Below are 25,833 nucleotides of genomic sequence, written 5' to 3'. Positions count from 1 at the left end.
CGGTGCTCATGATCTCTCCTAATGATCGTTCTGTGGCTTGTGGCATTCGGCTGAATGCTGGGACTGGGACGGTTATGCCATTGGCGGTAGTTTGAGCACGGTTCCTACCTGGAGCAGGTCAGGCTCGGGTCCAATCGTTGCGCGATTCAGATCGTAGATACGAGGCCACAATTCTGAGATTTCGGCAATGGTCGCCTGGTTGCCAAGCATTTGCCCGGCAATGTGCCATAGCGTCTGGCCTTTTGCGACAACTACCTCGGAGTGCGGAGTTTCGTCCAGCTTCGCGATGCGTTTTGGTCCGCCAACGATGCGAGGCATGGGGACGTTAATGACTTCAGCCGACCACCTTGGGGTAGGAAGGGAAGTCGAGCTCTTGGGGGAGTATCCACCCTCATCCGCCGTCGACATCTCGGGTGGGGCTGCTGACGTATGCTGAGTCGTTGTTGAAGGTGACCACGCAACGGCCATGGACGCGCTCGATAGCGTCAGCGTCGCCCCCAGTGCACCGGCTAATGCGTGACGTGTGAGCCGAGGTGCGATGTGTTGCAGGATCAACAAGGTGTGGGGGTGGTTTTGACTCGCTGCCCATCGGATCAGCCGGTACACGGCGATGCGCAACGAGTAGAGTGCCGTGAAAATTAGCGCAGCATAAACGGCCGCCAGCGATACGGCGTCAAATCCTTGTCTATCGGTGGGGAAGACTGGTTGCTCCTGCTTAAGCCAGATCACCAATGCCGCGATGATGACCCCCGAGGCAAGAGTGAAGAGCCCCACGAGTAGCGCTAACCGAACACGTTGCATAGCCGAACACCTTTTCATGCTATTTGGTGTAATTTGATGAAGTTTGATTCATATGATGTCACTTCGAGTGATTTTTGTGAATAGGCTTTCGCCCACAAGTTTTCGCTCGTACAGTTAGCACATGCGTTGGGACTCATTGTTCGAGGATCTCGAATCACAACTGCAAGCCCAGCTGGAGGCGCAATTCCGCGATGAGGTTGCCGAGAATATCCGCATTGAACGGGCGAGCGAAGATCTGCTGGGAAGGTTGAGGACCCTGCTGGGCTGCACCGTGAATCTCCACTTGAGTGGTTCGGTGGAAGTCGGCGGGGTCCTTGGGCCGCTGGGGAAGGATTACCTCTGCCTGGAGGCGGAAACGTCCAACCTGCTGATCATGCAAAAGGTGATTCGGCGAATCTCATGGTCACCGCGCACCCGGTGTTCACCTCCGACAGGATCTGAACCTACAACTATCAAGGTGCCAGCACTTCTGCGGGGTCTGCTGCGGGACCGCAGTCAATTGAGAATCCATGACGAGCTGGGTAAATTGTTGGTCGAAGGAACACCGACTCAAATTGGCAAGGACTTCTTGTCGATCGCCTCCCATCCACGTGATGAGTTTCCTCGTGAATCCAGCATTACCGACCATTCGATCGTGCCGCTCGACGCTATTGGTTGGATCGCGATTCCCAAAGGATACTAGTCCACAGTTAGGGAGACGGACTTTCGCGGTTCGCGAAGATGTCGTAGGCTCAGCACACATATATCCATGTGTTGGAGGTGCGTGCCGTGCCAGCAGAACGACGTACGAACGAGTCCGGTCCCGCAACAGCTGCGCGGATCAAGCGACCCAGTTGGAAAGACCCCAGGCTAGCGCTTGGCGCGGTGTTGGTCACGGCCTCGGTCATCGGAACCGTATATCTGGTGCGTGGAATGAACGAAACGACAACCGTATACATAGCTGGCGCCGACATTACGTTGGGTGAGCAACTCACGAACCAGAACCTCAGGGCGCAGGAAGTGCAGCTGGGGGATTCTTTAGGTAAGTATCTCGAACAAGGCAGCCTAGACCTGGAGAATGCGCGGGCCAACACGTTTATCGGTGCGGGGGAACTGATCCCGCTCTCCTCGATTACGAGCAGCGAACTGGGATCACGCCGTCCGGTGAATCTTGAACTTCCGGCCGATCTGAGTGAAGCCATCACTCCGGGCAGCTTTGTGGATGTCTGGGTTGCCAGGCGGGAAGCTGGCGGCGCAACCTATGGTGTACCCGAACAACTAGCAACCATGGTTGAAGTCTCATCACGGGTAGCGCAGGCAGGAGGGCTCGTTGGAAACAACGGAACTAACTTGGAACTACTGGTTGAATCAGCTGATCTTGAATCTTTCCTGCAAGCTTTGGCCAATGATGCCAGAATAACGGTGATCTATAACCCGGCAGGGGCTGGACAATGAGTATTTCGGTTGTCGTACTTGGCCGTGATGAGCATCTGGTGCGCCAGATCGAAGGATATCGCGGGGAGCTCATCGTGGTACGGGTCTGTGATGATGCGGCCGAAGCTATTGCCGCATGCGCAGCAAGTGGAGTCGATGTCCTTTTGGTCTCCGAGCGTGCACTCATGCCACCCATGGAGCAAATCGACCAGCTCGCCGGACAACGCACTATTGTTGCGTTATTGGATGCGAAACCCGAACGGGTTTCCATCGTGCCTGGTCTCGTGGAAATCATAGACACCGTTGGAATGGTTGAACTTGAGTCTCTGATCTCCCAAACACTGGCGCGCTTGGCCCATGATGAAACCCAAATGAATGCGGGCTCAGTCGCCGCACAGGGAACGGGAGTCGAACCTGCGGGCAGGATCGTCTGTTTTTGGGGTGCCCCGGGTTCTCCGGGACGGAGCACCGTTGCCTTGAACTACGCGGTAGAGTCTGCAGTTTCGGGAGATTCTGTCGTCGTTCTTGACGCAGACACCTACGCGGCTTCGATGGCAATTCAGCTGGGCCTCATGGACGAATCGGCATCCATCGCCCAGATGTGCCGCGTCGTTGACTCGGGGTCGCGGGACCCGGCGCGGCTTCGGGCGGCATGCCTTGCGGTCGAAGTTGCGGACGCGACACTGATGGTAGCTACCGGCATACCTCGGGCGAGCCGCTGGCCAGAGGTCCGAGCCGCAGCCCTTCGGCGCGCCGCGCTGACCTTGAGGGCCCATCATGACTTGGTGGTGCTAGATGTCGCAGCGTTCATCGAGTTGGACGAGCAACTCAGTTTTGATACTCAAGCACCGCAACGCAATGCGGTTACCGTGGAGATGCTTCAATGCTCTGACGAAGTTTTTATGGTGGTCGCCGCCGATAGCGTTGGAATTCCCCGGGCACTGCGAGCTATCGACGAACTTGACGAAAAAGTACCGGGGATTGAATTGCAGATCATCTTCAATAAGGTCTCATCCAGCAATTCCGGGCACAGCCCCAAGCGTCGCGTCCTCGAAGCGTGGGAGCGTTTTGGACCAACGCACCGCGTCGTTGGCTTTCTGCCCAATGACAACACGGTTTGCCATGCTGCAATCTTAGCTGGAAGCCCATTTGCGGAAATAGCGCCAAAAAGTTCATTACGTTCAGAAATCCGGTCGTTGACCGGTAAAAAATCTTCGAATTCCCAGGCAAAGGGAACGACTCGTCGATTGTCCAAGAACGTATGAGCTGCAAGCCATCGAAGCATGTAATGTGGATAAAACTACGAGTCCGCAATGGCGCGGACCGATCGAACCGTTCTTGGAGGCGTTCACTTGAACTCGTCGGATTCCAGCATGACTGAATCATTCATGGATGAGACTCTCACCCCAACCCTGGTGAGCGAGTATTACGGCCAAATCGCGAAGGAGGACGTTGCGGCCTACCGGCCAGACGAACTCGAATCGCGTGTAGCCGCCCATTTGGAAATCGGATATCTACGCGAGGCAGGACATGCCAACGTAGCCATCACTCGACACGCAGGCATTTCGGTGGTCAATATCGTCACCGACGACATGCCATTTTTGGTTGACTCCGTCACCGCGGCGCTCGTCAAACGTGAAGCGCCAATCCAACTTGTGGTCCACCCGACATTTGTTGTGTCTCGTGACCGCGACAACGGGCGGATCCAAAACCTCAGCCACACCGGCACACAGCACATTGCCAGCGGTGACACCGCGGCCTTGTCGGATTTAAGTGCCTTGGTGTCTTCTGGCACGCTGACCAAGATTGAGTCATGGATTTCGGTAGAACTCGCACGTGAGCTAAACGACGAACAAGCCGCTGAGATCATCACCGACTTGCATCAAGTCCTCGGTGATGTTCGTGATGCCGTGCAGGACTGGCCGGCAATGCTGGATCAGGCCAAGGCCATAGCCGAAGCATTGCCAAAAACCACTAACGCAGACCAGATCGCCGAGCTTGAGCAGGCTGTGGAACTGCTGAACTGGATGGCAGACGATAAGTTCACTTTCCTTGGGTATCGAGAGTACGATCTGACAACGGTGAACGGTGAAGATGTGCTGGTCGCTCGGGAGGGCAGCGGACTAGGCCTGATGCGTGATTTGGAGAACCAAGGCCCGCAGCATCTGACCAAGCGAGGGCGAATTACCGCCCGTGATAAGCGAGCCTTGATCGTTACGAAGGCCAATGCCCGCTCGACCGTACACCGCGGAGTGTATCTTGATTATGTTGGCGTGAAGAGTTTCGACCTCAATGGCGAGGTTAATGGTGAACGTCGCTTCATCGGCTTGTTCTCCTCCAGCATGTATACCTCCAGCGTGAAGTCGGTTCCGGTTGTCCGTGAGAAGGTCAACGCTGTACTGAGGAACACCGGATTCGCCCGCAATTCTCATTCGGGCAAGGACATCACCACAATTCTCGAGAGTTACCCGCGAGATGAAATGTTCCAGATTTCCGTCGAGGAGCTGACCTCCACCGCGCTGGGTATCTTGCGCCTGCAGGAGCGCCGACGGACGTCTGTATTCATCCGTACCGACGACTATGGCCGGTTTGTCACCGCTATGGTCTACATCCCGCGTGATCGCTTCTCGACGCTGGTTCGCCACCGCGTGGAGCAGGAATTGCAGGCTACTTTCAATGCCGACTCGGTGGAATACGAAGCACAACTCGGTTCCGGGGCACTGGTCCGTTTGTTCTACCGGCTGCGCTTGCAACGCCACGGGCTTGCCCCGGTCGTGGACCGCAAGGCACTGGAAAACCGGATCGCCATGGCCGTGCGTTCCTGGTCTGACGCCATTGTTGATGCGGCGCGCAGCAGCCTGGAATCCGGTGCGGCGAACCAGCTGTCCAACACCTGGGCCGAGGCTTTCCCGGCCTCCTACAAGGTCCAGTTTGAGATCGCCGATGCTTTGAGCGACATCGAACTGCTGGCCGAATTGAATTCGCCGTTAGCCACAGCTGGCCCGGTGGTCTCCTTCTACGACCCGAAGACCACGGATGATGCAGCCCTGGTTTCCAAACGTATGAAGATCTACGTTGATCGCCCGCTGCTGCTCTCACGAATCCTGCCAGTTCTCCAGGATCTTGGCCTTGAGGTTGTCGATGAGCGACCGTACGAATTGAACCCTGAAGGCATTGGCCAGCGTTTCATTTACGATATGGGCCTGAAGGTTGATGAAGCCATCGACTTTAGTGCTGTGCAAGAAAAGGTTGCTGCGGCCTACGCTGCGGTGGTTCGCAACGATGCTGAATCCGACAGCCTCAATGCCCTCGTCCTGCGCGAAGGATTGAACTGGGAAGAAGTCGCGATGTTGCGCGGCTACGCACACTACCTGTTGCAGCTCGGGGTGCCCAATTCGACCGGATTCATCGCCAGCGCGTTGGTCAACAACGCAGAGGTGACACACGGCATCGTCGATTTGTTCCGTGCGACTTTTGACCCGGCGTTGAGCCCGGAGCGTTCCGAACAGGAACGCGCGGCCGCGCATCAGAAGATCGCGGACGCGCTGGAAGCCGTGCCGACGTTGGATTCTGACACGCTGTTGCGTCGTTTCGTGAAGGTTATCGAAGCTACCAAACGCACCAATTTTTATGCCGAGAACCAGCAGGCCCTGGCCTTCAAACTCGCGCCGGAGGACATCGACTTCGCACCATTCCCTCGGCCCAAGCACGAACTGTGGGTTTACTCGCCTCGCGTGGAAGGTACACATTTCCGTTTCGGTGCCGTGGCCCGTGGCGGCCTGCGCTGGTCTGACCGCCGAGAGGATTTCCGCACCGAAGTTTTGGGTCTGGTCAAAGCCCAGATGGTGAAGAACTCGGTGATTGTACCGACCGGAGCTAAGGGCGGTTTCTACGCCAAACAGCTGCCGAATCCGGCAGTTGACCGGGCAGCCTGGATGGAAGAAGGCAAGGGGGCCTATCGCGTCTTCATCCGCACGCTGCTGGAGCTCACCGACAACTTGGTAGCAGATGAGAACGGTGAGCATGTGGTGCCACCGGCTAACGTGGTGCGCCGCGACGCAGATGACACGTACCTGGTTGTCGCCGCCGATAAGGGCACCGCCAGTTTCTCTGACATTGCCAACAAACTCTCCGAAGAAAAGGGCCACTGGCTGGGAGACGCCTTCGCTTCTGGCGGTTCGGTTGGCTACGACCACAAGGCCATGGGAATCACCGCACGAGGCGCTTGGGAATCAATCAAACGTCACTTCTTTGAGCTGGGGATCGATACGCAAACCCAGGAATTCACCGCCGTTGGTGTGGGCGATATGTCCGGTGACGTGTTCGGGAACGGGCTGCGCCGCACCCAGACGATCAAGCTGGTAGCGGCCTTTGACCACCGCGACATTTTCTTGGACCCCAATCCCAACCCGCAGGCAGCCTTCGACGAGCGTGAGCGCCTCTACCATCTGCCACGTTCGAGTTGGGCTGATTACAATCGTGAGCTGATTTCGGCAGGTGGCGGTGTCTTCTCGCGCGGCCTGAAATCCGTACCTCTGAGCCCAGAAATTCGTGAAGTACTGGGGCTGGACGCGTCGGTTGTGGCCCTGTCGCCGAACGAGCTGCTCAAAGCGATTCTGGCGGCGCCAGTGGATCTGCTGTATAACGGCGGAATTGGCACCTACGTCAAGGCTTCGACCGAAACCCATGGTCAAGTCGGAGACCGCGCCAATGACGCGATCCGCGTCGACGGTGCCGATCTGCGAGTCAAGGTCGTTGGCGAGGGTGGAAACCTGGGCATGACCCAACTGGGAAGGATCGAAGCCGCCCTGAACGGGGTCATCCTGAATACCGACGCCATTGATAATTCGGCTGGTGTGGACACCTCGGACCGCGAGGTAAATATCAAGATCTTTGTCGACCGCCAGATCAAGGCTGGAAACATCGATCCGTCCGAGCGCACGGAATTCTTGCTTGCAATGACGGATAACGTGGGCGATTTGGTTCTGCAAACCAACTTCAACCAGAACGTGTTGCTGCTGAACGAAAAACACGCAGCACAGACCTGGGCACCGGCCTACGAACGGTTGATGCAGTGGCTCGAAGAACACGCGGACCTGAACCGTGCCTTGGAATTCTTACCCAGCTCCGAAGAACTCGAGAAACGTCGGGCCTCGGGAGAGGTGATGACCGCGCCGGAGCTATCGGTCTTGGCGGCCTACGCGAAGATTCAACTGGCACATGCGCTGTCCGAATCTGACCTTGCCGATGACCCCTACTTTGCCGAGACCATGCACCGGTACTTCCCGGCTCAGCTGGTGGAGCGCTTCGGTGACCAATTGCAGTCCCACCCGCTGCGTAGAGAAATCATCGCCACGGTGATCGCAAACGACATGGTCAACATCGGCGGCATCACCTATGTCTTCCGTGCGATGGAGGAAACTAGTGCCTCTGAGGTTCACATCGCCAAGGTGTTCTGCGCCTTGCGTGAGGTGTATCGCTTCGAGGCACAGTTCGACGCGATCAATGCGCAGCCAGCCGGCATGGATGTTGACTACTGGGGACGCCAGCACCACGACATGCGTCGCCTGTTGGACCGTGCCACCCGATGGTTCATCAACCGCGTTGATCAGGAGCTGCTGGTGGGACAGGCCGTAGAGCGTTATGAGTCAATCGTGACGCAGCTACGCGAAGAACTGCCGCAGTTGCTGCGTGGCAAGGACCAAGTGCGCTTCCAGCAATGGCACGCTGATGCCATGGCCAATGGCATCGGCGAACGCCGGGCCAACATGTGGGCCTCGCAGTTTGAATCATTTGCCCTGTTGGACGTGGCAGACTTGGTGCACCGTACCGAGGAAGATGTGCAAAAGGTCGCCCAGACCTACTTCAGCCTTTATGAGTTGTTCGAAGTTGATACGTTGTTGAACCGGATCACCAATCTGCCACGCTCGGATCGGTGGCAGGCGTTGGCCCGCGCGGCCATGCGTGATGATCTGTACACCACGATCATCGACCTCACCAACGATGTTTTGGACTCAACAGGTCAGATCACCGACGTGGCGCAGCGTGTTGCAGCGTGGGAGGAAGCAAACGCGGCTAATCTGGATCGTGCGAAGGCTATGTTTGCAGAAGTGAACAGCCTAGAACGCGATGACATGGCATCGCTGTCGGTAGCCCTTCGCCTGTTACGTTCAATCGTCCGGAGGTAATTACCCCACATGGCCCTCATCACCGAAGATCTACGTCTCAAAGCTGACCTCGGCCCCGGTGATGAGGACTGGCTCCATCTGCTGGTGGGGGACTGGCAACTGGTCTCGGACCTCGCGTTCGCGGATCTCGTGCTCTGGTTCCCCACCGGCGATGGATCATATGTAGCGCTGGCCCACGTGCGACCTTCCACCTCGCATACGGCCTTTCACACCGACTTCGTCGGTGAGCGTATCCGCAAGGACCTTCGCATCATGGTGGATCATGCGTGGCAGACTCGCACCATCCAACGTTCGGCGGAACATCCCGGAGCCGATTTGATCCCGGGGCTCACAACCATCCAAGCGGTTCCGTTGGTTAGGCAGAATCGTCCCGTGGCGGTACTCACCTCGCATTTTGACCGTAACCAGTCGCGAACTCCCTCAAATCTTGAGCTTGTTTATCGACAAAGTGCCGATGACCTGCTGCAGATGGGCACCAAAGGCTTGTGGCCTGACTTTGCCAGCCCAACCGGTTCACGCCGCGGCGCTCCTCGCGTAGGGGATGGATTCGTCCGCCTGAATGTCGAGGGAACCGTAGAGTTTGCAAGCCCCAACGCGGTCTCCGCGTTTAGACGGCTTGGGGCAGCCGATGTTTTGCAGGGTCAGCCACTGGCAGATCTAACCATGGCCCTGGTTCGCGACAGGCGCGTGGTTGACGAAACGCTTCCCCTGGTCCTCCAAGGGAAAATGCCGTGGCGTACAGAAGTTGAATATCGCGGCGTCACTCTCTCGTTGCGTGCCATTCCGCTGCGTGATGAGTCAAAACGCTCGGGAGCCCTGGTCTTGTGCCGCGACGTCTCTGAACTTCGCCGTCGCGAAAAGGAATTGGTCACCAAGGACGCGACCATCCGCGAAATTCACCACAGGGTCAAAAACAACTTGCAGACAGTTGCCGCTCTACTTCGTATGCAGTCCAGACGGATGAGCTCTGAGGAGGGAAAGCAGGGCCTGGAGCAGGCCATGCGCCGGGTATCAACGATTGCTTCGGTGCACGATTTCCTGTCCAAGGGACTGAATGAAACGGTGAAGTTTGATGATCTGATGGATCGTCAGTTCCGTCTGATAGTCGAAATTGCTTCGCCGGGGCAGAAGATCTCCACCCGCCGTGAAGGCGAATTCGGAATGCTTGACGCGGATCTGGCAACCCCGCTCTCACTGGTAATCAATGAGTTGGTGACCAATGCCGTAGAACATGGCTTGGCGAACCGTGACGGACAGGTAGCTCTCCTGGCCGAACGTTACCTCGGAACCGACTCCAAGGACTGGCTGAGGGTGATCATCGAAGACGATGGTCACGGCCTACCCGAGGGGGAGCGCCGCGAAGGATTGGGTCTGCAAATTGTTCGCACCTTGGTGAACAGTGAACTTTCCGGTGAAATCCGTTGGTTGCCCGGTGACGAAAGTGGGACTCGTGTGGTGATCGAAATGCCACTGACCTTGGAGCGTCGTGCTTAACTGATAGCCAAAACCCGCCAATGATAAAGGGATGGCCCGGTGATAATCTCACCGGGCCATCCCTTTTGCTGTGTTTAGCGGTACTGCTTCATCAGCGATTTCACGCTGGCAACGTAGCGTTTGGTGTCCGAATACATCCCGTTGTTTTTGACGCCACTGAGTCCCTGGTAGTACGCAGCGATAGCGTCATCCAAGTTGTCGGTGTTGTCCAAGTTGAATCGGATTACCGCAATGCCGGCGGTGACGTTGTCCTGTGGATCGAGCAGGTTCAGTTTCTGCCCCAAACGAGACGACATCCATTCGCCGGTGCTCGGAATAACCTGCATAGCTCCAATCGCATTGGCCGGAGACACTGCACGCATGCTAAAACCCGACTCCTGCATGGAGTGAGCCAGTGCAAGTGCGGGGTCGACGCCCATACGGTTAGCGGTTGCGACGATGAGGCTTTGCATTTCGCTGCGGCTCGGAACCGAGATCGAGTCAAGATAATTTTTGTTCTCGTTGGCGTTGCTCACCACATGGTCTGGATAGGTGCGCCCCAGCATGGAATTTCCAATTTTCTGCTTCGACCCACCGGTTGAGGTGGAGGAAACGGAAGAGCCGCTAACCTTGACCTTGGTTCCGATCTGCAACGGCGTTGAGGTGCTTAGCTGAGGATTTTTATCCAGCAGGTCAGCGAGCTTCATCCCGTGTTTGGCTGCGATACCGCCCAGGGTATCGCCGGCCTTCACCGAGTAGCTCGAAGACGTAGCTGACCCCTCAGAAGAGGAGGACTGCGACTTCGAGGAAGACGACGAAGACGACGAGCTGCCAGAGACCTTGAGCTTGTTGCCTGGGAAGATCGTTTTGCTGTCAGAGATGCCGTTCAAGCTCAGTAGGGCAGCGAGCTTCATGCCATGCTTGTTCGCAATGCCACTGAGGGTATCGCCAGACTTCACGGTGTAGCTAGCACTGCTGGAACTCTTCGAGGACGAAGAGGAATTAGCGGACCCAGAGGACTTGGACGTGCCGCTCACCGTGAGCTTGTCACCAGGGAAGATCCGCTTGCTAGCGGAGATTCCGTTTTTGCTCAGGAGCGACGACAGGCTCATGTTGTGTTTGACAGCGATACCACCCAAGGTATCTCCAGCTTTCACGGTATAGCTGGCAGAACCGGAGCTATTGGCGGAAGAGCTGGAAGACTTTTTACTGGTGCTGCTGGCAGTGCTGCCACTGACCTTGAGTTTATCGCCAGGGAAGATCTTGGAACTGGAAGAGACGTTGTTCTTCTGCAGCAAGCTAGACAGGCTCATGTTGTGTTTAGCGGCAATGTGGCTAAGCGTATCGCCGGACTTGACCGTATAGGTACTTGACGTTGAGGAAGTCGAAGTCTTTGACGTAGAGGATGCTGAGGAAGCCAGCCCGGGGACTTTGAGAGTTTTACCGGCAACAATGAAGTCGGACTTCAGGTTGTTAAGGTCCTTGAGCTTAGCCACTGTGGTGTTGTATTCCACTGCGAGGCCAGAGAGGCTGGCGCCTGCTGGGATCTTGATTTCTTTCGTGCTGACCTTTGCCGGTAGCCCCAAAGTAGAAATTCGAGACGCAATCAGATGCGCCTTGATCTGGTCTTCAGCGATCTTAATATTTTCGGGCGTTACCGACTTTGCGGAAGACCCTGGGGTATTTACCGATACTGCTGGAGCTGCGGTGGCAGCCGGAGCTAAGGCGAGACTGCCGATGACTGCAGCGGGGATGGCTGCGCCTGCGACGACACCTAGCGCATGCGTGGAGACGTGGCTCGCTTTGTAGGGCATAGAGTCAATCCTCAATTGTACGGTGGCGATAATCACGAACATTAACAGTGGCCCCTGAGCCGGCTGCTTCAGGAGTTGATTGTGTTGCAATTGTTATCAAAGTGATACATGAAAATTTACACTACTTGTGTGACGCATGGAAACAGCTGTGACTGGTTTGAACAAAGATTCTGCGGTGAATCACAATTTATGGGAATCTTAAGAGGTGAATGACATTCAAGAACTTGTTGGCCAGTGGCTAACCCTGCCCGATCTAGCCGAAGCACTAGACGTTGATATTCGCCAGGTACACCGCTTGCTTGATGAGCGTGTCGTCGTCTCCTTGCGAATCGGTGAACGCAAGGTACGTTCCATTCCTGCAGAATTTGTCCAGGATGGTGGAGTAGTCGATAGCCTCAAAGGCACGCTGTCGGTCCTGCGTGACTCTGGCTATTCAGATGAGGAGAGCATCAAATGGCTCTTCACAGAAGATGATTCTCTTCCGGGCACCCCGATGAACGCACTGCGTTCGGGACGCAAGACGGAAATCCGCCGTCGCGCGCAGTCTCTGGCTTGGTAAAGAGCAGCCAGCTTTATAAACAATAGGTCTCGGCATTTCTCCGTTTGGGGAGTGCCGAGACCTATTTGTTATCAGTCCGTCAAAGTGCAGATACTACTTGCTGCGCTTGGTGACCGCGTCGCTGAGGAACTGCATACCTGTCAGTGCCAGCTCGTGAGTCTGGATTTCACGCAACGCCTGCAACGATTGAGAAGTCAGCTCGTCAATGCTCTGTTCGGTCCGTTCGAGAGCTCCGCTGACGCGTAAGATATCGCTGAGATTTTGAACTTCTTCGTCAGACAGGTCAGGTGCACCCAGGCGATTCTGAATAAAATCACGATCGACTTGACTGGTCAGCAATAGCGCATGGGCAATCAGCTCAGTCCTTTTGCCTTCCCTCAGGTCGTCTCCGGCTGGTTTGCCAGTAACTTCTGGATCTCCGAAGACCCCGAGAACATCGTCGCGGAGCTGGAACGCCTCGCCTAGGGGGAGCGCGAAGGCACTATAGCTGCGTAGCAACTCCGGTGTTGCGTTTGCTAACGCACCGCCGAGAAGAATTGGGTTCTCGGTTGAATACTTTGCGGATTTGAAGCGGACGATGGTCCGTGCCCGTTTCACCGCCTCGGTTGGGTCGTAAGCTGGACCTGCAGACTCCTCAAGGACGTCCAGGTACTGCCCGGCCATGACCTGAGTTCGCATGCGGTTAAATATTGTCCGAGTTGACGCGTTAACACTAGGAATGTCGGCGAAAAGTTCTTCGCTCAGTGAAAGGCATAGGTCGCCAGCCAGGATGGCGCTTGCCATTCCGTAATTCGCGGCGCTCCCGGATAAGCCCAAGGACTGATGCTGCGCTTCAAAATGTTTATGAACGCTGGGACGCCCACGCCGAGTATCGGAGTTATCGATAATGTCGTCATGGATTAGTGCTGCGGCCTGAAACAGCTCTAACGCGGCACCTAGCTGAATGATGTCCGTTGAGTCTTGAGAACCACCAGCACCCAAGAAGCCCCAATAGGCAAACAGTGGCCGAAGTCGTTTGCCACCACGTGCTAGCTCGCTAATGGCACTGACGATTTCTGCTGCACTGGAAGTAATCGAGGAGACTTCCTCGGTCTTCGCAGAGAGGAACTCCTCAAGCTTCGAGGCAACGGCATCCGCAAAGCCAAGGCTTAGCTTCTGGACTTCAGGCTCGAAAGTTGAGACGGTTTCAGGAAACGACATGCAAAATCAATTCTCCGCGTGAAGGGGCAGATGGCTAGTACCAACTCTACCGGGAAACCACACATGGTAAATCCGTGGGCCTGCTGGAGCTGTGGCGGAAGGCGCGAGTGCAACTGCTATGCGAGTTGTCGGTAGCCCCAACTAATATAGCTGTCATGAATGACAAAGCGCATCGGGCGATCTTGCACGTAGATATGGATGCCTTTTTTGTTTCTGTTGAGCTTATCGACCACCCGGAGCTGAAGGATGAACCGGTGATCGTGGGTTTTCCTGGCACTCGAAGTGTGGTGCTTTCCGCTTCATATGACTGTAGAGCCAGGGGAGTGCATTCGGCTATGCCGATGAGTCAGGCTATGGCTTTGATGCCGGAAGCGAACATCATCGAACCGGTTCATGGGAAATACAACGCTATTTCGCAACGCATCATGACATACCTTCACACTGTGACGCCACTGGTTGAACAAGTGAGCGTTGACGAAGCATTCCTTGATGTCACCGGAAGTATGCGAATGCTTGGAGGCCCGGTGGCCATTGGCGAACGTATTCGAACTTTCATTCAGGAAGAATTTGGGCTGCCCTCCAGTGTCGGCATCGCACGTAACAAGTTTGTCGCTAAATTGGCTTCAACCTACGCTAAGCCGAATGGCATGACCGTTGTCGCCCCGGAACGCACCTTGGAATTTTTGCACCAGCTCCCAGTGGCCAAGATGTGGGGTGTGGGCAAAAAAACTGCCGAACAGCTTCATGCTCTGGGTATTGACACAGTGGCACAGCTGGCTGCGGAGACAGAGGCTAGGTTGGTACAACGGTTTGGTGAAAATGGTCGCGCGCTGTATCTGCTCTCTCAGGGCATCGATAACCGGCCCGTGCAGCCGGTGCGCGAGGAGAAAAGCTTGTCCGCGGAACATACTTTTTCTACAGACATTCGTGACCAGGACATCTTGGAACGAGAGTTGTTGCGCCTAGGGCACCGTGTGGGTGCCCGACTCCGTGGGCAGGGAAAGATAGCACGGGGTGTGGGAATCAAAATCAAGTACCAAGATTTCAGTGGAATCAACCGGTCCAAGACATTGGCAGCGGCAACTGATTCCTCATCCGCTATCAGTGGCGAAGCGATCAGCCTGTTTCGGCATTTATGGCCGCTGGCCCAACCTATCCGGCTCCTTGGTGTCAAGGCTGAGAGACTTGAAGAGTCGACACAAGGTATCCAGTTGAGCTTGGACCCCAAAGACGAAAAGACGCGTGAAGCTGAACGGATCGCTGACCTGATTAGTCAGAAATTTCCGGACTCGTCTATGGGACCGGCGCGATTTCTGCGGCCTAAGGAGTAACGACCAAGTTTTGCCTACCAGCATCCATATTAACAGTGGTGAAGATCAACTAGCAGGGGAGGGATAAAAGAGTCTATCCTAGAAGTAGGTTCGAACTAATGACCGGGAACTTTTCTAGGCCATGGAGCGTTTGAACCTAAAGACGGTGCATGACCGTCTGAAAGTCATTGGAAGGAGAAGGCGATGCCGCTATCGGAACACGAGCAGCGTCTGTTGGAGCAGTTGGAAAAGCAGCTGCATGAAGACCGTCGCTTTGCCTCCAACATGAAAGCTCCGTCAGGGTCGGGGCGACTTTCAACCCGAAATATCGCCCTTGGCATCCTTTTAGTCATCGTTGGTCTGGCTGGCTTGATCTTCGGCATTTCCCAGCAGCTCATCATCGTTGGTGTCATTGGATTCGCAGTGATGTTCGGCGGAGTTATGTTGGCGCTGAAAAAATCCGCGGCGGGAAAAATCGGCCAAGGTGCCAAACCCCGTGCAGGAGCAAACGCGAAGAACAACTCTCAGTTCATGAGTGGTCTTGAAGAAAAATGGAATCAGCGTAAGCGGGACCAGTCCGACGGCTAGAGCTGAGTTCATTTAGAGGTGTAACCCACGGGTTGCACCTCTTTGTTTTTTAATTGAGGCCAACGCAACGGGAAAGTTCCGTTGCGACCGCCGTGAGGTACCCCCTCAATTCTCGATGCGACGCACCGTTCGGTGACGAGAAATGTGGGAATCGGTGATTCCCTGCAACTTCCTAGGCAGCGGTCAGTGGGGGTTGAAAGTGCTTTCTCCACTTTCCTCCCCAGCTCCCTCCACATCCCACCACTATGCGTGTGATTGCTGTAATTTCGGGCTTTTTGGGGCCGACTATTTCGATTTTCAGCCTGGTATCGCAAACTAGGCTCTCAGGTCCTCCACCGTGACCTGCGCTGTGAAGACGCGAAAACATGCGAGTTTTTATGTCTAAACCTTCGGTAAACCCGGTTTGCTGCGTTGACAGTGGAGGGTTGTGGAGTAAAGTGGAGTGCAGTAGAGGGAATCGGGGATTCTGACCACTTCGCGACGAAAGGCGGTGTGCATGTTCCTTGGAACTTACACGCCGCGTCTGGACGAAAAAGGGCGCCTGATTCTGCCTGCTAAATACCGTGACGAGCTAGCTTTTGGGCTGGTTTTGACTCGCGGACAGGAACGCTGCATCTACGTTTTCAGCCAACGAGAATTTGAGAAGCAACACGAGCAACTTGCTCAAGCTTCACTTACTTCACGTAAGGCTAGGGACTACGCTCGTGTGTTTCTTTCCGGAGCTTCGGATGAATTACCCGATAAGCAAGGGCGCGTCACAATCCCACAGGTGCTTCGTGCATACGGCGGTCTGGACCGTGACGTCACGGTGATTGGTGCGGGTAACCGTATTGAGATCTGGGATTCCACGGCATGGCAGCAGTACTTACAGGAACAGGAAGATGTTTTTTCTGAAACCGATGAGGACTAGCCGCCCATAGACGGGGTGCCAATTGGATGGAAGACACGGCTGAGATGAGATCTCCAGCCACCTTGAAGGTGAATTCTTCTGGCTCCACTTCCCCGGAGCCAGAAAGGTTCGCAGTCAACGGTTGGAGGGGGATCTGATCTCAGCATCAAATCGAACGCGAAAGGGGGCGCAGTGACGAATCACGATTCCCAACGACCAGCATCAGAACGACATGTTCCGGTACTCCTGGATCGTTGCGTCAATCTGCTGGCTCCAGGTATTGAACGAGCCAATGCAGAGGGACGTCGGGCAATCGTCGTCGACTGCACCTTAGGAATGGGCGGCCATTCCGAAGCTATCTTGCAGCGTTTCGAGAACCTGCATCTGATCGGCTTGGATCGAGACGAACAAGCCCATGAGCTTGCCGGCGCTCGATTGCGTCCATTCGAAGATCGTATTGATCTCGTTCATGCGGTCTATGACGAGATCGCGGATGTGGTCTCCGATCTGGGGTTCCCCGGTGTTGACGGGGTCTTGTTTGATCTCGGTGTTTCCTCGCTCCAACTTGATGAGCGTGAGCGAGGTTTCGCATATTCATACGATGCTCCACTGGATATGCGTATGGATACTTCGGTCGGTCCCACAGCGGAAGATCTTGTCAACGACCTTGAACGCGACGAATTGCTTCGGATTATTCGGCAGTGGGGTGAAGAGAAATTCGCTGGTCGGATTTCCACCGCAATTGTCGAAGCCCGGGAACAGAGCCGAATAGTGACCACCGCGCAGCTCGTGGAAGTCATTCGATCGGTTGTCCCAGCCGCAGCGGCCCGTAACCACGGTCACCCGGCGAAAAGAACTTTCCAGGCGCTGCGCATCGCAGTCAACGAGGAATTGGATGTCTTGGAGCGGGCTATCCCGGCCTCCATGGGTGCTCTGAACCTCGGTGGTCGAGTGGTGGTCATGAGTTACCACTCGCTGGAAGACAAGATCACTAAACGGCATTTTGTTCAGGGATCAACCTCCTCGGCTCCACCGGGTTTTCCCGTAGAGCTTGAGGAACACAAAGCTGAATTCAAGGTTCTGACCAAGGGGACTGAGAAGCCCAGCGAAGCGGAAATTGCCGAAAATTCACGTGCGGCCTCAGCCCGACTGCGGGCCGTAGAACGGGTTTTGAAGAGGAGCTAGTATGAGCCAACGAGCCCAGCGCCGAGTGCAAAAGAACGTAGCCATGACTGCCCAACCGGTCGTCGAAGGTAGTGCTGCCCGAGCCGTGCGCCCCGAGCCCGTTTCCGCTAGCGATTTACAATTCGTTGAGACTCCACAGCGTGTGACACTCTCGTTGGTTCCGAGGATCAACGAAAAAAACAAGCGATCTGTGGTGGTTACCTCGGTAGCCCTCGTGATGCTGTTTATTGGGCTCATTGTCGCGCTCGTGCTCATGAATACCTCGGTTGCGCAGCGTCAGTACGATATCGTGTCCCTGCGCAATCAAGAACGCGCGTTGTCCCAGGAAAACCAAGCCCTGTTGAAGGATGCGCAGTCACTTTCTGCACCGCAAGCCTTAGCCAAAAAGGCCGCCGAACTTGGTTTGGTAGCCCCGGGAGCTCCCGGACTCATTGACCTTTCGGAAGGTAAAATCACTCAGCAGGCTGAAGAAGCGGTAAAGAGCGATGAAAACTCAACCGACTACGACACGTTGCCACTGCCTGGCGAAAGCATTAACGGCAGTACCAAGAGCGCAAAGGTTGAAGAGAAGGCTAAGTCGTCGACACCCGAAACAACAGTTGGCAAGCAGACAACAGAGAACGCTTCCAAGGAATCAGCTGCCGAGGCGAAAACCGTGAAGGTCGAGCGAACGGTTGGCGATGATGGCCGTCCCGTCTTTACCGAGGGAGAACTCAACGGCGGCACGATCCCGGCGCCGACCATGAAATCCGCTACAGACTAAGCTTGTCTACTTAGGCTTTATTCAGGGCGGCAACTACGCTGTCAAAAATCCACGTTGAAGGAAAGTTGGGTTCACCGTGAGTGCGACTGCCGTTGATACCGCGAAGAAACGCATGCGTTTCGTGCTGTTGCTGTCGATCTGCCTACTGCTGGTCATCGCCGTTCGGCTCTTCTGGGTCCAAGGAATCAATCCTGCCGCGGCAGCTAAGGAAGCCGCGGATACCCGCAGCCGTGAAGAAACGATCGCGCCGAATCGCGGTTCGATCCTTGACAAAAATGGCAACACATTGGCGGTGTCCGTAGACCGCTACGACCTCGTCCTTGACCAACGCGACCAAAAGGACACCATCCGGCGAACCATGCGAGATGGGTCCAACGTTAAGGAGCGAATTACCTGGGAACAGGCGATTCAAGAGCTCGCAGAGATCCTCGACCAGGATGTTGACGAACTGACCAAGGCAATCCGCCCGCAAGATGGAGCCAAGCCCAAGGGCTACGTCGTGATCGCCAAAAGTGTGACACCCGAAGTGCGCAACGAAGTGATGGAAATTGGCATTCCACGGTTGAATTCCACGTTGCGCAGCGAACGCCAGTATCCGCAAGGTGTTATTGCCGGCCCGCTGCTGGGATTTGTGAGAAATTCCGAGGACCAGAAGAGTGTTGTTGGTGCCGAAGGGCTGGAACTGAGCCAGGAGGAACATCTGGCGGGAACTGCGGGCAAACGCAAGTTTGAGGTCAGCGCGGACGGTGTACGTATCCCAACGACCGATCTTGAAGAGACTCCAGCCGTTAACGGCCAAAACGTATTGCTGACCATAGACTACGATATTCAGTACGTGGCCCAACGTGCCGCGGAAGCAAAAAGCAAGGAATTCTCCGCCGATTGGGTGACCGTCGTTGCCATGGAAGTCAAGACGGGAAAGCTGCTTGCCATTGGCGACTCTGCCGAACTCGATCCGAATGACCCGAGCGCGACGGACCCCGAATTCCGTAACTCGGTGTCGGTGACCCGTGCTTTCGAGCCTGGTTCTACCGGCAAAGCGGCCACCTTTGCGGCGGCGATTGATCAAGGTGCAGTTACCCCCACCACCGAGTTCAAGGTTCCCAACAAAAAAACCTTCACCAACGAAACCATCAATGACTCGTTGGAACACGCCACTTATGACATGACCGCTGCCGGTATCTTCGCCCGTTCATACAACACCGGTACCGTGATGGTCGGGCAGAAGATCAGCAATAAAACTCGGTATGACTACATGCGGGCCTTTGGGTTGGGTACACCGATCGAAGTTGGACTGAATGGTGCCAGCGCAGGCCAGCTTGCAAACCCCGATAATTGGGATCGCCGTCAGCAGTACACCACCATGTTTGGCCAGGGCTATTCGCAGACCGCGTTGCACACTGCATCAATTTTCCAGACGCTGGCCAATGGCGGAGTACGCATTGCACCGAGCCTGATTTCCGGATATCAGAACGACGATGGGTCAATTTCGGACCCTACGGTTCCAGAAGAGACCCGTGTTGTGAAGGAATCCACAGCAGCGGAGATGCTCAAGCTCATGGAAACGGTTGTTGACTACGGAACCGGTACTAAAATGAAAATACCGGGTTACCGCGTAGGTGGTAAATCCGGTACGGGTCAGGCTGCCGGCGCCAATGGTTACGACGGCTATACATTCTCCTTTGCGGGTGTCGCACCGTTGGACGACCCACAATACGTGGTGGTAGTAACGATGAGCCGCCCGAAAGGCGACTGGAAAAACTTCTCGGTAGCTGACACGTTTACTGAAGTCATGAGCCACACGTTGAATACATACAACGTGGCACCGAGCACAAGCGATTCAGAGGCGTATGACGTCTTTGTAGGTGAGGAACAAAAGAAACCTTGGTAGTCCAGGAACCCGGCACGCCACGCGCGCTGGAACGGCATTTGCGCCCGCAGACAGTTGCGGAAACCAGTTTCGAAGAATTATGCGCGGCAGTTGGTGCCCGCTGGCATTCCGCTGGCTCCTCCGGCAACCCAAAAATTCTCGGAGTCAGTTTGAACCCGCAGGTAGTTCAGCCTGGCGACGTATTTCTGGCGATCTGCGGCGCGCGTCGCCATGGCGCCGAATTCGCCGCAACCGCTGTCGCCAATGGTGCGCTCGCACTGATCACCGATGCTCAGGGTGCCGCGCTGCTGCCAGAGGATTTTGAGCTTCCTGTCGCAACAGTTGAGTACGTCCGCGCTATCGCCGCCATTGCCGCGCAGCGAATCTACGGCACCTCCACCGATTGTCCAGAACTGTTTGCGGTCACCGGCACCAACGGGAAAACCACGACAACATTCATGATTCGTTCCGTTCTTGAAGCCCTCGGCACGGAAACCGGGCTGGTTGGAACCATCGAGATGTCGGCGCGTGGGCAGATCATTCCAAGTGTTCTCACGACACCAGAATCAACCCAGCTCCACGGTGTGTTGGCCCGCATGAGCGAGCAACAGGTCGATGCGGTAGCGATGGAGGTCTCCAGCCACTCACTGAGCTATGGCCGTGTGGACGCGCTGAAGTTCAGGGTCTCTGGTTACACCAATCTCACCCAGGACCACCTGGACCTGCATGGAACCATGCAAGACTATTTCGAAACCAAGGCACAGCTGTTCACCGCCGAGCGGAGCGAGCGTGCAGTGGTCATGGTCGACGACCAGTACGGACAGCAGCTTGCAGACCGCTCGCTGATCCCCACGGAATCGTTGAGCCTCGACCCGCAGCACCCCACCGCGCACTGGCGTGTGGCTGATTTGCGGCATTCTGGCCTGGGCCACCGTTTCAGCATCACCCACCGGGACGGCCGCACACTCAACACGCGCACCGGACTGCCAGGGCTGTTCAACGTTGCCAACGCCGCACTGGCCAGCCTGATGGTGCTTGCCAGCGGTGTGCCGCTGGCGCAACTGCAGCAGGCACTGGATGCAAAGGACCCACTGTCGGTTGCAGTCCCGGGCCGTATGCAGGTAATCGGGGAGTCTCCCGTGGCCGTTGTTGACTTTGCTCACAATTCAGATGCGCTGGCCAAGGCGTTGGAATCCGTCAGGCCTGGGCCAGGCGGGCGACGCATCATCGTTTTTGGTGCGACCGGTGACCGCGACACCACCAAGCGTCCGGATATGGGCGCGGTTGCCGCGCGACACGCAGACATTGTGATTGTCACAGATGACGACCCGCACACTGAGGACCCGGCCCCGATTCGCGACCAGGTGGCCGCCGGGGCCGCCCAGATAATCAAGTCGGAACGCCCAGCGGTGCAGCTGCACAACATTGCGCCACGCGCCAAAGCCGTGGAATTCGCTGTGAGTTTGGCCGGCGTCAATGACGCGATCCTTGTAGCTGGCCGCGGACACGAAGTTAACCAAGACGTCGCGGGAATAGACGTAGCGCTCGACGACCGAGTGGAATTGGCCAATGCCCTAAAACTTCATGGTTTTGTGACCATTTCCTAGCACGCCCAAGTCCACTATCGTCATCGCCCGAGTGTAAAGTCCTTAATGCCATGATTGAACTGTCTTTGACCGACCTGCTGAGCATCACCGGCGGTAAGGCGACGCAAACTGTCGCCCCCGACACGCTGGTCACCTCGGCGACCACCGATTCCCGTGATGTCTCACCAGGCTCACTCTTTGTTGCCAAGCCCGGAGAATTTTCCGACGGCCATACCTTTATCGATGCGGCACTGTCCTCCGGGGCCGTGCTGGCATTGGCTGAACGGGTGACCCTCGACGAGAATCGCCGTGAACACCCGGCGATTATTGTCCCGGATGCGGTAGAAGCGATGGGCCAGATCGCGGCCCATATCGTTGCCTATCTGAAGCGGAAAAACGATGCGGTGGTGGTAGGCATCACCGGTTCGGCCGGCAAAACCACAACCAAGGATCTGCTGGCTGCCATCCTCGGTGAGGTTGCACCAACCGTCGCACCTATTGGCTCCTACAACGGAGAAGTAGGCGTACCGCTAACTGTCTTCAACGCGACCGAAGAGACCAAGTACTTCGTGATTGAAATGGGTGCCACCGGAATCGGGCACCTCACTTATCTCACCGATATGGTCCACCCTAAGGTTTCGGTGGTTTTATGTGTCGGTACCGCGCACGCCGGCGAGTTTGGCGGAGTAGAGAATATTGAGCGGGCCAAGGGCGAACTTGTTGAGGCCTTGGACGCCGACGGAATCGCCATCCTGAACGAGGAGGACCCCCGGGTAGCCCGCATGGCCTCACGTGCCTCGGGCGAGGTTCGCTTCTTCGGCAGTGGAAATCCTCCGGCCCAGAACGCAGGCGTCTGGGCAGCCGACGTGCTTGTAAATGCCGAGGGTCAACCTGAACTCACCCTTCAGTTCCCCAACGGGTATTCCCAGCGTATTACCTCGGGCCTGCTCGGTCGCCATCACGTGACAAACATCCTCGGTGCGGCCAATGCCGCCTACGCCTTGGATATCGAGCCAGAACTCATTGCCCGCGTGCTGCACAAGCGCAAGGCAGGCAGCCGCTGGCGAATGGAGCGCATTGAACGTGCCGACGGGGTAAGCATCATCAACGATGCCTACAACGCCAATCCGGAATCAATGCGTGCGGCCCTGGTGACCCTGGCCGAGTTGGGCCTGCCCGGTGATCAGTCACCGGCACGGCGCACCTGGGCAGTGCTTGGCGAAATGCTGGAGTTGGGGGATGAATCAATCCACCAGCACGATTTGCTGGGTCGTCTGGCGGTACGAATGAACATCAAGAAGTTGGTGGTGGTTGGGCGTGGAGCCAAGGCCGCCTATAACTCCGCGGTGCTTGAAGGTAGTTGGGGCGATGAAGCCTACTACGTTCAAGATGTGGAAGAAGCTCGCACCCTGCTGCAACAACAGTTGGAGCCAGGAGACATTGTTTTGTTCAAGTCCTCGAACGGTGCCGGATTACGCCACCTAGGTGATGACATTGCAGCATTCGTTAAGGAAGGCGAGACCGCATGATCGCATTAATCGTAGGAGCAGGCATTGCCTTGCTCTTGACCGTGGTGTTCATGCCGCTGTACATCAAACTGCTGACCAAAAAGCAATATGGGCAGGTGGTCCGCGACGACGGTCCGATGACACACGCGGTCAAGTCCGGGACTCCCACCATGGGTGGTGTGGTTTTCGTACTGGCAGTATTCATCGCTTACTTCCTCACCCATGCAATCTTGGGGCTCTTGGGCCGCTCCAGCGCGGGCATCACCGCCAGCGGGCTGCTGGTCCTGCTGCTCTTTGGCGGCATGGGGCTGGTCGGTTTTCTAGATGATTTCATCAAGATCTTCAAGAAACGTTCACTGGGTCTTCGTGCCTGGCAGAAGATCGTACTTCAGGCCATCGTGGGTATCAGCTTTGCGATCTTGGCCCTGCAGTTCCCCAACGATCAGGGCCTGACCCCGGGGTCCACCGCCATCTCATTCCTGCGTGACACCAATATCGATCTGGCGTTCGCCGGCCCGATGGTTGGTCTGATCCTGTTTGTGCTGTGGGCAAACCTGATTGTCACCGGCACCACCAACGGCGTGAACCTGACCGACGGTCTGGACGGACTGGCAACTGGTGCCTCCATCATGGTGTTTGGCGCCTACACGCTGATGGGTATCTGGCAGCAGAATCAGGCTTGTGCCAACGCCAACGCACTGGACGTGTGCTATTCGGTACGCGATCCTCAAGACTTGGCGATGCTTGGCGCAATCCTTTCCGGCGCACTCATCGGGTTCCTCTGGTTCAATGCCAAACCGGCAAAGATCTTCATGGGGGATACCGGTTCGCTGGCAATTGGTGGAGCCGTAGCCGCCTTCGCAATCCTTTCCCGCACCCAGCTGCTGCTGGTTGTCATTGCCGGCCTGTTTGTGATCATCTCACTGTCGGTCATCATCCAGGTTGGTTATTTCAAGCTTTCCGGGGGCAAACGCGTTTTCAAGATGGCTCCGCTGCAGCACCACTTTGAACTTTCGGGATGGTCCGAAGAAAACGTAGTTATCCGCTTCTGGATCCTGGCAGGCCTCTTTGTCGCCGCCGGTCTGGGAATCTTCTACTCCGAATGGGTTGTCGCACTGTGAGTGTAAACAGCAATGACAAACTGGCCGAACTAACCAGTTGGGATTCGAACTGGAAAGGGCTGCGGGTTGTCGTGGCGGGCCTGGGCTTATCCGGATTCTCCGCAGCAGACACGTTGATTGAGCTGGGGGCAATTGTCACCGTTCTTGACGGCCGGGACGACGAACTGAATCAGCAACGCGGTCAAACCCTGATGATCGTCGGCGCCCACCAGGTGCTTCTGGGGACCGAGCATGTTAAGCACCTTCCCCTGGTGCAGGAGCAGCAGCCGGACCTGGTGCTTGCCTCGCCGGGGTGGAACCCGCGTCACCCAGTGATTGCCGAAGCCACCGAAGCCGGTATTGCGGTGTGGAGCGACATCGAGCTCGCCTGGCGTGTGCAGAACCGTGAAGGACGGACCGCTCCTAAATGGTTGGCCATCACCGGCACCAACGGCAAAACCACCACCGTGGGCATGACCGAATCGATCTTGCAGGCCGCCGGCTTGAAAGCAATCGCCGTGGGCAACGTTGGCACCGCGATTCTTGACGCGGTGCGCGACCCGGTGGACTATGACGCCTTCGCTGTGGAGTTATCCAGCTTCCAGTTGCACTACACCCACAGCATGTCGCCGGTCGCGTCGGTGGTATTGAATATCGCCGAAGACCATGTGGACTGGCATGACGGTTTTGAGAACTACAAGGCAGACAAGGCCAAGATTTACGAGCGTGCCCAGGTCGCCGCGATCTTCAACGATGCTGATGAGGCCACCTTGAAAATGGTGGAAAACGCGGACGTTGTCGAAGGTTGCCGAGCCATCGGTTTTACAACCGACACACCTGCGGTGTCCATGGTCGGTGTGGTTGAAGATCTGCTGGTTGACCGCGCATTCATCGAGGATCGGCGTACCAATGCGGTAGAACTGATCGCGCTGAAAGACATCGGCGAAATTGTTCCTCGCCATACCGCGGCGAACGCCGCCGCCGCCGCGGCACTGACTCTTGCGTTGGGTGTGGAACCGGAAGCGATCAATCGCGGACTGAGCGGATTCGATGCCGGAGCACACCGCATCCAGGCGGTCGCCCGACGCGACGACATCTTGTGGATCAACGATTCCAAGGCGACCAACCCGCATGCGGCGGATGCTTCGCTTGCAGCCTTCACCAAGGTGGTGTGGATCGCTGGTGGCTTGTCCAAAGGTGTTGACTACAACGAGTTGGTTTCCAAGCATGCCGCGAGGCTACGCACCGTCTTGCTGATCGGTACCGACATCCAAGGGTTGCGTGAGGCGCTGGCCGAACACGCGCCGCAGGTCGAGGTAGTGGACATCACCGCAACGCTGCACACCGAATCCGGTGTCCTTCCCAGCGGCGCCCAGGTGATGGCACAAGCGGTTCGCACGGCAGGAAAGATTGCGCAGCCGGGGGATACCGTGCTGATGGCACCTGCTGCGGCGTCCATGGACCAGTTCAGCTCCTATGCCCAGCGTGGCAACGCATTTATCGGCGCTGTCGGTGATCTGATGGATAGTAAGTCCACGGATCAACAGTCAAATGATTAACAGCTAGTACGACATTTCGGAGCGATC

The 25,833-nt window shown here is 56.3% G+C and carries 19 protein-coding genes; 16 read left to right on the top strand and 3 right to left on the bottom strand.

Annotation, left to right across the window (positions count from 1 at the left end; all coding sequences use genetic code 11):
* Window positions 1-72: 72 nt before the first annotated feature.
* Window positions 73-801: a hypothetical protein gene (locus tag ACIOWL_RS19400; RefSeq protein ID WP_400389039.1), complete on the bottom strand. Its 729-nt coding sequence runs from the start codon at window positions 799-801 to the stop codon at window positions 73-75.
* Window positions 802-922: 121 nt separating this feature from the next.
* On the opposite strand from ACIOWL_RS19400, the gene ACIOWL_RS19395 reads away from it, so the two are divergent.
* The 5 genes from ACIOWL_RS19395 (at window position 923) to ACIOWL_RS19375 (ending at window position 9,896) form a co-directional block, all read left to right on the top strand.
* A complete protein-coding gene (locus tag ACIOWL_RS19395) occupies window positions 923-1,483 on the top strand; it encodes a hypothetical protein (protein WP_400389036.1) in 561 nt (186 codons plus the stop codon).
* A gap of 86 nt (window positions 1,484-1,569) precedes the next feature.
* Window positions 1,570-2,235 carry a hypothetical protein gene (locus tag ACIOWL_RS19390; RefSeq protein WP_400389033.1) on the top strand — a complete coding sequence of 222 codons (666 nt, stop codon included), beginning with the start codon at window positions 1,570-1,572 and terminating at the stop codon, window positions 2,233-2,235.
* Complete coding sequence (locus tag ACIOWL_RS19385; RefSeq protein ID WP_400389030.1) at window positions 2,232-3,479, top strand: CpaE family protein; 1,248 nt, start codon at window positions 2,232-2,234, stop codon at window positions 3,477-3,479. The genes ACIOWL_RS19390 and ACIOWL_RS19385 overlap by 4 nt, the downstream gene beginning before the upstream one ends.
* A gap of 108 nt (window positions 3,480-3,587) precedes the next feature.
* Entirely contained in the window at window positions 3,588-8,402 is a 4,815-nt protein-coding gene (locus ACIOWL_RS19380) for an NAD-glutamate dehydrogenase (RefSeq protein ID WP_400389027.1), read from the top strand.
* A 9-nt stretch (window positions 8,403-8,411) separates the two neighbouring features.
* Window positions 8,412-9,896 carry a sensor histidine kinase gene (locus ACIOWL_RS19375; protein WP_400389024.1) on the top strand — a complete coding sequence of 495 codons (1,485 nt, stop codon included), beginning with the start codon at window positions 8,412-8,414 and terminating at the stop codon, window positions 9,894-9,896.
* A 74-nt stretch (window positions 9,897-9,970) separates the two neighbouring features.
* Here ACIOWL_RS19375 and ACIOWL_RS19370 read toward each other — a convergent pair whose 3' ends face one another.
* A complete protein-coding gene (locus tag ACIOWL_RS19370) occupies window positions 9,971-11,731 on the bottom strand; it encodes a LysM peptidoglycan-binding domain-containing protein (RefSeq protein WP_400389021.1) in 1,761 nt (586 codons plus the stop codon).
* 163 nt (window positions 11,732-11,894) lie between these two features.
* On the opposite strand from ACIOWL_RS19370, the gene ACIOWL_RS19365 reads away from it, so the two are divergent.
* Window positions 11,895-12,248, top strand: coding sequence for an Rv2175c family DNA-binding protein (locus ACIOWL_RS19365; RefSeq protein ID WP_400389018.1), 354 nt, complete (start codon window positions 11,895-11,897; stop codon window positions 12,246-12,248).
* A gap of 93 nt (window positions 12,249-12,341) precedes the next feature.
* Here the strand turns inward: ACIOWL_RS19365 and ACIOWL_RS19360 are convergent, their stop codons facing one another.
* A complete protein-coding gene (locus tag ACIOWL_RS19360; RefSeq protein WP_400389015.1) occupies window positions 12,342-13,448 on the bottom strand; it encodes a polyprenyl synthetase family protein in 1,107 nt (368 codons plus the stop codon).
* Window positions 13,449-13,603: 155 nt separating this feature from the next.
* Here ACIOWL_RS19360 and dinB point away from each other — a divergent pair, with 155 nt between their 5' ends.
* From dinB to murD, 10 genes are all read left to right on the top strand, one after another.
* Window positions 13,604-14,779 (top strand): DNA polymerase IV, encoded by a 1,176-nt coding sequence (dinB, locus tag ACIOWL_RS19355; protein WP_400389012.1) that lies wholly within the window; start codon window positions 13,604-13,606, stop codon window positions 14,777-14,779.
* A gap of 183 nt (window positions 14,780-14,962) precedes the next feature.
* Window positions 14,963-15,346 (top strand): DUF3040 domain-containing protein, encoded by a 384-nt coding sequence (locus ACIOWL_RS19350; protein ID WP_400389009.1) that lies wholly within the window; start codon window positions 14,963-14,965, stop codon window positions 15,344-15,346.
* A gap of 496 nt (window positions 15,347-15,842) precedes the next feature.
* Window positions 15,843-16,256: a division/cell wall cluster transcriptional repressor MraZ gene (mraZ, locus tag ACIOWL_RS19345; RefSeq protein WP_400389006.1), complete on the top strand. Its 414-nt coding sequence runs from the start codon at window positions 15,843-15,845 to the stop codon at window positions 16,254-16,256.
* A gap of 171 nt (window positions 16,257-16,427) precedes the next feature.
* Entirely contained in the window at window positions 16,428-17,420 is a 993-nt protein-coding gene (gene rsmH / locus ACIOWL_RS19340) for a 16S rRNA (cytosine(1402)-N(4))-methyltransferase RsmH (RefSeq protein ID WP_400389003.1), read from the top strand.
* A gap of 43 nt (window positions 17,421-17,463) precedes the next feature.
* A complete protein-coding gene (locus tag ACIOWL_RS19335; protein ID WP_400389001.1) occupies window positions 17,464-18,183 on the top strand; it encodes a hypothetical protein in 720 nt (239 codons plus the stop codon).
* Between the two features lie 76 nt (window positions 18,184-18,259).
* Window positions 18,260-20,074: a peptidoglycan D,D-transpeptidase FtsI family protein gene (locus tag ACIOWL_RS19330; protein WP_400388998.1), complete on the top strand. Its 1,815-nt coding sequence runs from the start codon at window positions 18,260-18,262 to the stop codon at window positions 20,072-20,074.
* Entirely contained in the window at window positions 20,068-21,660 is a 1,593-nt protein-coding gene (locus tag ACIOWL_RS19325) for a UDP-N-acetylmuramoyl-L-alanyl-D-glutamate--2,6-diaminopimelate ligase (protein ID WP_400388995.1), read from the top strand. Before ACIOWL_RS19330 ends, ACIOWL_RS19325 begins: the two co-directional genes overlap by 7 nt.
* Before the next feature lie 50 nt (window positions 21,661-21,710).
* Window positions 21,711-23,168 carry a UDP-N-acetylmuramoyl-tripeptide--D-alanyl-D-alanine ligase gene (murF, locus tag ACIOWL_RS19320; protein ID WP_400388992.1) on the top strand — a complete coding sequence of 486 codons (1,458 nt, stop codon included), beginning with the start codon at window positions 21,711-21,713 and terminating at the stop codon, window positions 23,166-23,168.
* A complete protein-coding gene (gene mraY / locus ACIOWL_RS19315; protein WP_400388989.1) occupies window positions 23,165-24,268 on the top strand; it encodes a phospho-N-acetylmuramoyl-pentapeptide-transferase in 1,104 nt (367 codons plus the stop codon). Before murF ends, mraY begins: the two co-directional genes overlap by 4 nt.
* A complete protein-coding gene (gene murD, locus ACIOWL_RS19310; protein WP_400388986.1) occupies window positions 24,250-25,806 on the top strand; it encodes a UDP-N-acetylmuramoyl-L-alanine--D-glutamate ligase in 1,557 nt (518 codons plus the stop codon). Before mraY ends, murD begins: the two co-directional genes overlap by 19 nt.
* Window positions 25,807-25,833: the final 27 nt, after the last annotated feature.

Source organism: Glutamicibacter sp. NPDC087344, assembly GCF_044744225.1.
Taxonomy (GTDB): domain Bacteria; phylum Actinomycetota; class Actinomycetes; order Actinomycetales; family Micrococcaceae; genus Glutamicibacter.
The sequence above is the reverse complement of the archived record's forward strand: the minus strand, read 5'-3'. Positions and strand labels throughout refer to the sequence as shown.

Excerpts from the sequence above, each read along its gene's own strand:
- ACIOWL_RS19400 (WP_400389039.1), bottom strand. The coding sequence starts at position 801 with ATGCAACGTGTTCGGTTAGCGCTACTCGTGGGGCTCTTCACTCTTGCC.
- ACIOWL_RS19395 (WP_400389036.1), top strand. The coding sequence starts at position 923 with ATGCGTTGGGACTCATTGTTCGAGGATCTCGAATCACAACTGCAAGCC.
- ACIOWL_RS19385 (WP_400389030.1), top strand. The coding sequence starts at position 2,232 with ATGAGTATTTCGGTTGTCGTACTTGGCCGTGATGAGCATCTGGTGCGC.
- ACIOWL_RS19380 (WP_400389027.1), top strand. The coding sequence starts at position 3,588 with ATGACTGAATCATTCATGGATGAGACTCTCACCCCAACCCTGGTGAGC.
- ACIOWL_RS19375 (WP_400389024.1), top strand. The coding sequence starts at position 8,412 with ATGGCCCTCATCACCGAAGATCTACGTCTCAAAGCTGACCTCGGCCCC.
- ACIOWL_RS19370 (WP_400389021.1), bottom strand. The coding sequence starts at position 11,731 with ATGTTCGTGATTATCGCCACCGTACAATTGAGGATTGACTCTATGCCC.
- ACIOWL_RS19360 (WP_400389015.1), bottom strand. The coding sequence starts at position 13,448 with ATGTCGTTTCCTGAAACCGTCTCAACTTTCGAGCCTGAAGTCCAGAAG.
- dinB (WP_400389012.1), top strand. The coding sequence starts at position 13,604 with ATGAATGACAAAGCGCATCGGGCGATCTTGCACGTAGATATGGATGCC.
- ACIOWL_RS19350 (WP_400389009.1), top strand. The coding sequence starts at position 14,963 with ATGCCGCTATCGGAACACGAGCAGCGTCTGTTGGAGCAGTTGGAAAAG.
- mraZ (WP_400389006.1), top strand. The coding sequence starts at position 15,843 with ATGTTCCTTGGAACTTACACGCCGCGTCTGGACGAAAAAGGGCGCCTG.
- ACIOWL_RS19335 (WP_400389001.1), top strand. The coding sequence starts at position 17,464 with ATGACTGCCCAACCGGTCGTCGAAGGTAGTGCTGCCCGAGCCGTGCGC.
- murF (WP_400388992.1), top strand. The coding sequence starts at position 21,711 with ATGATTGAACTGTCTTTGACCGACCTGCTGAGCATCACCGGCGGTAAG.
- mraY (WP_400388989.1), top strand. The coding sequence starts at position 23,165 with ATGATCGCATTAATCGTAGGAGCAGGCATTGCCTTGCTCTTGACCGTG.
- murD (WP_400388986.1), top strand. The coding sequence starts at position 24,250 with ATGGGTTGTCGCACTGTGAGTGTAAACAGCAATGACAAACTGGCCGAA.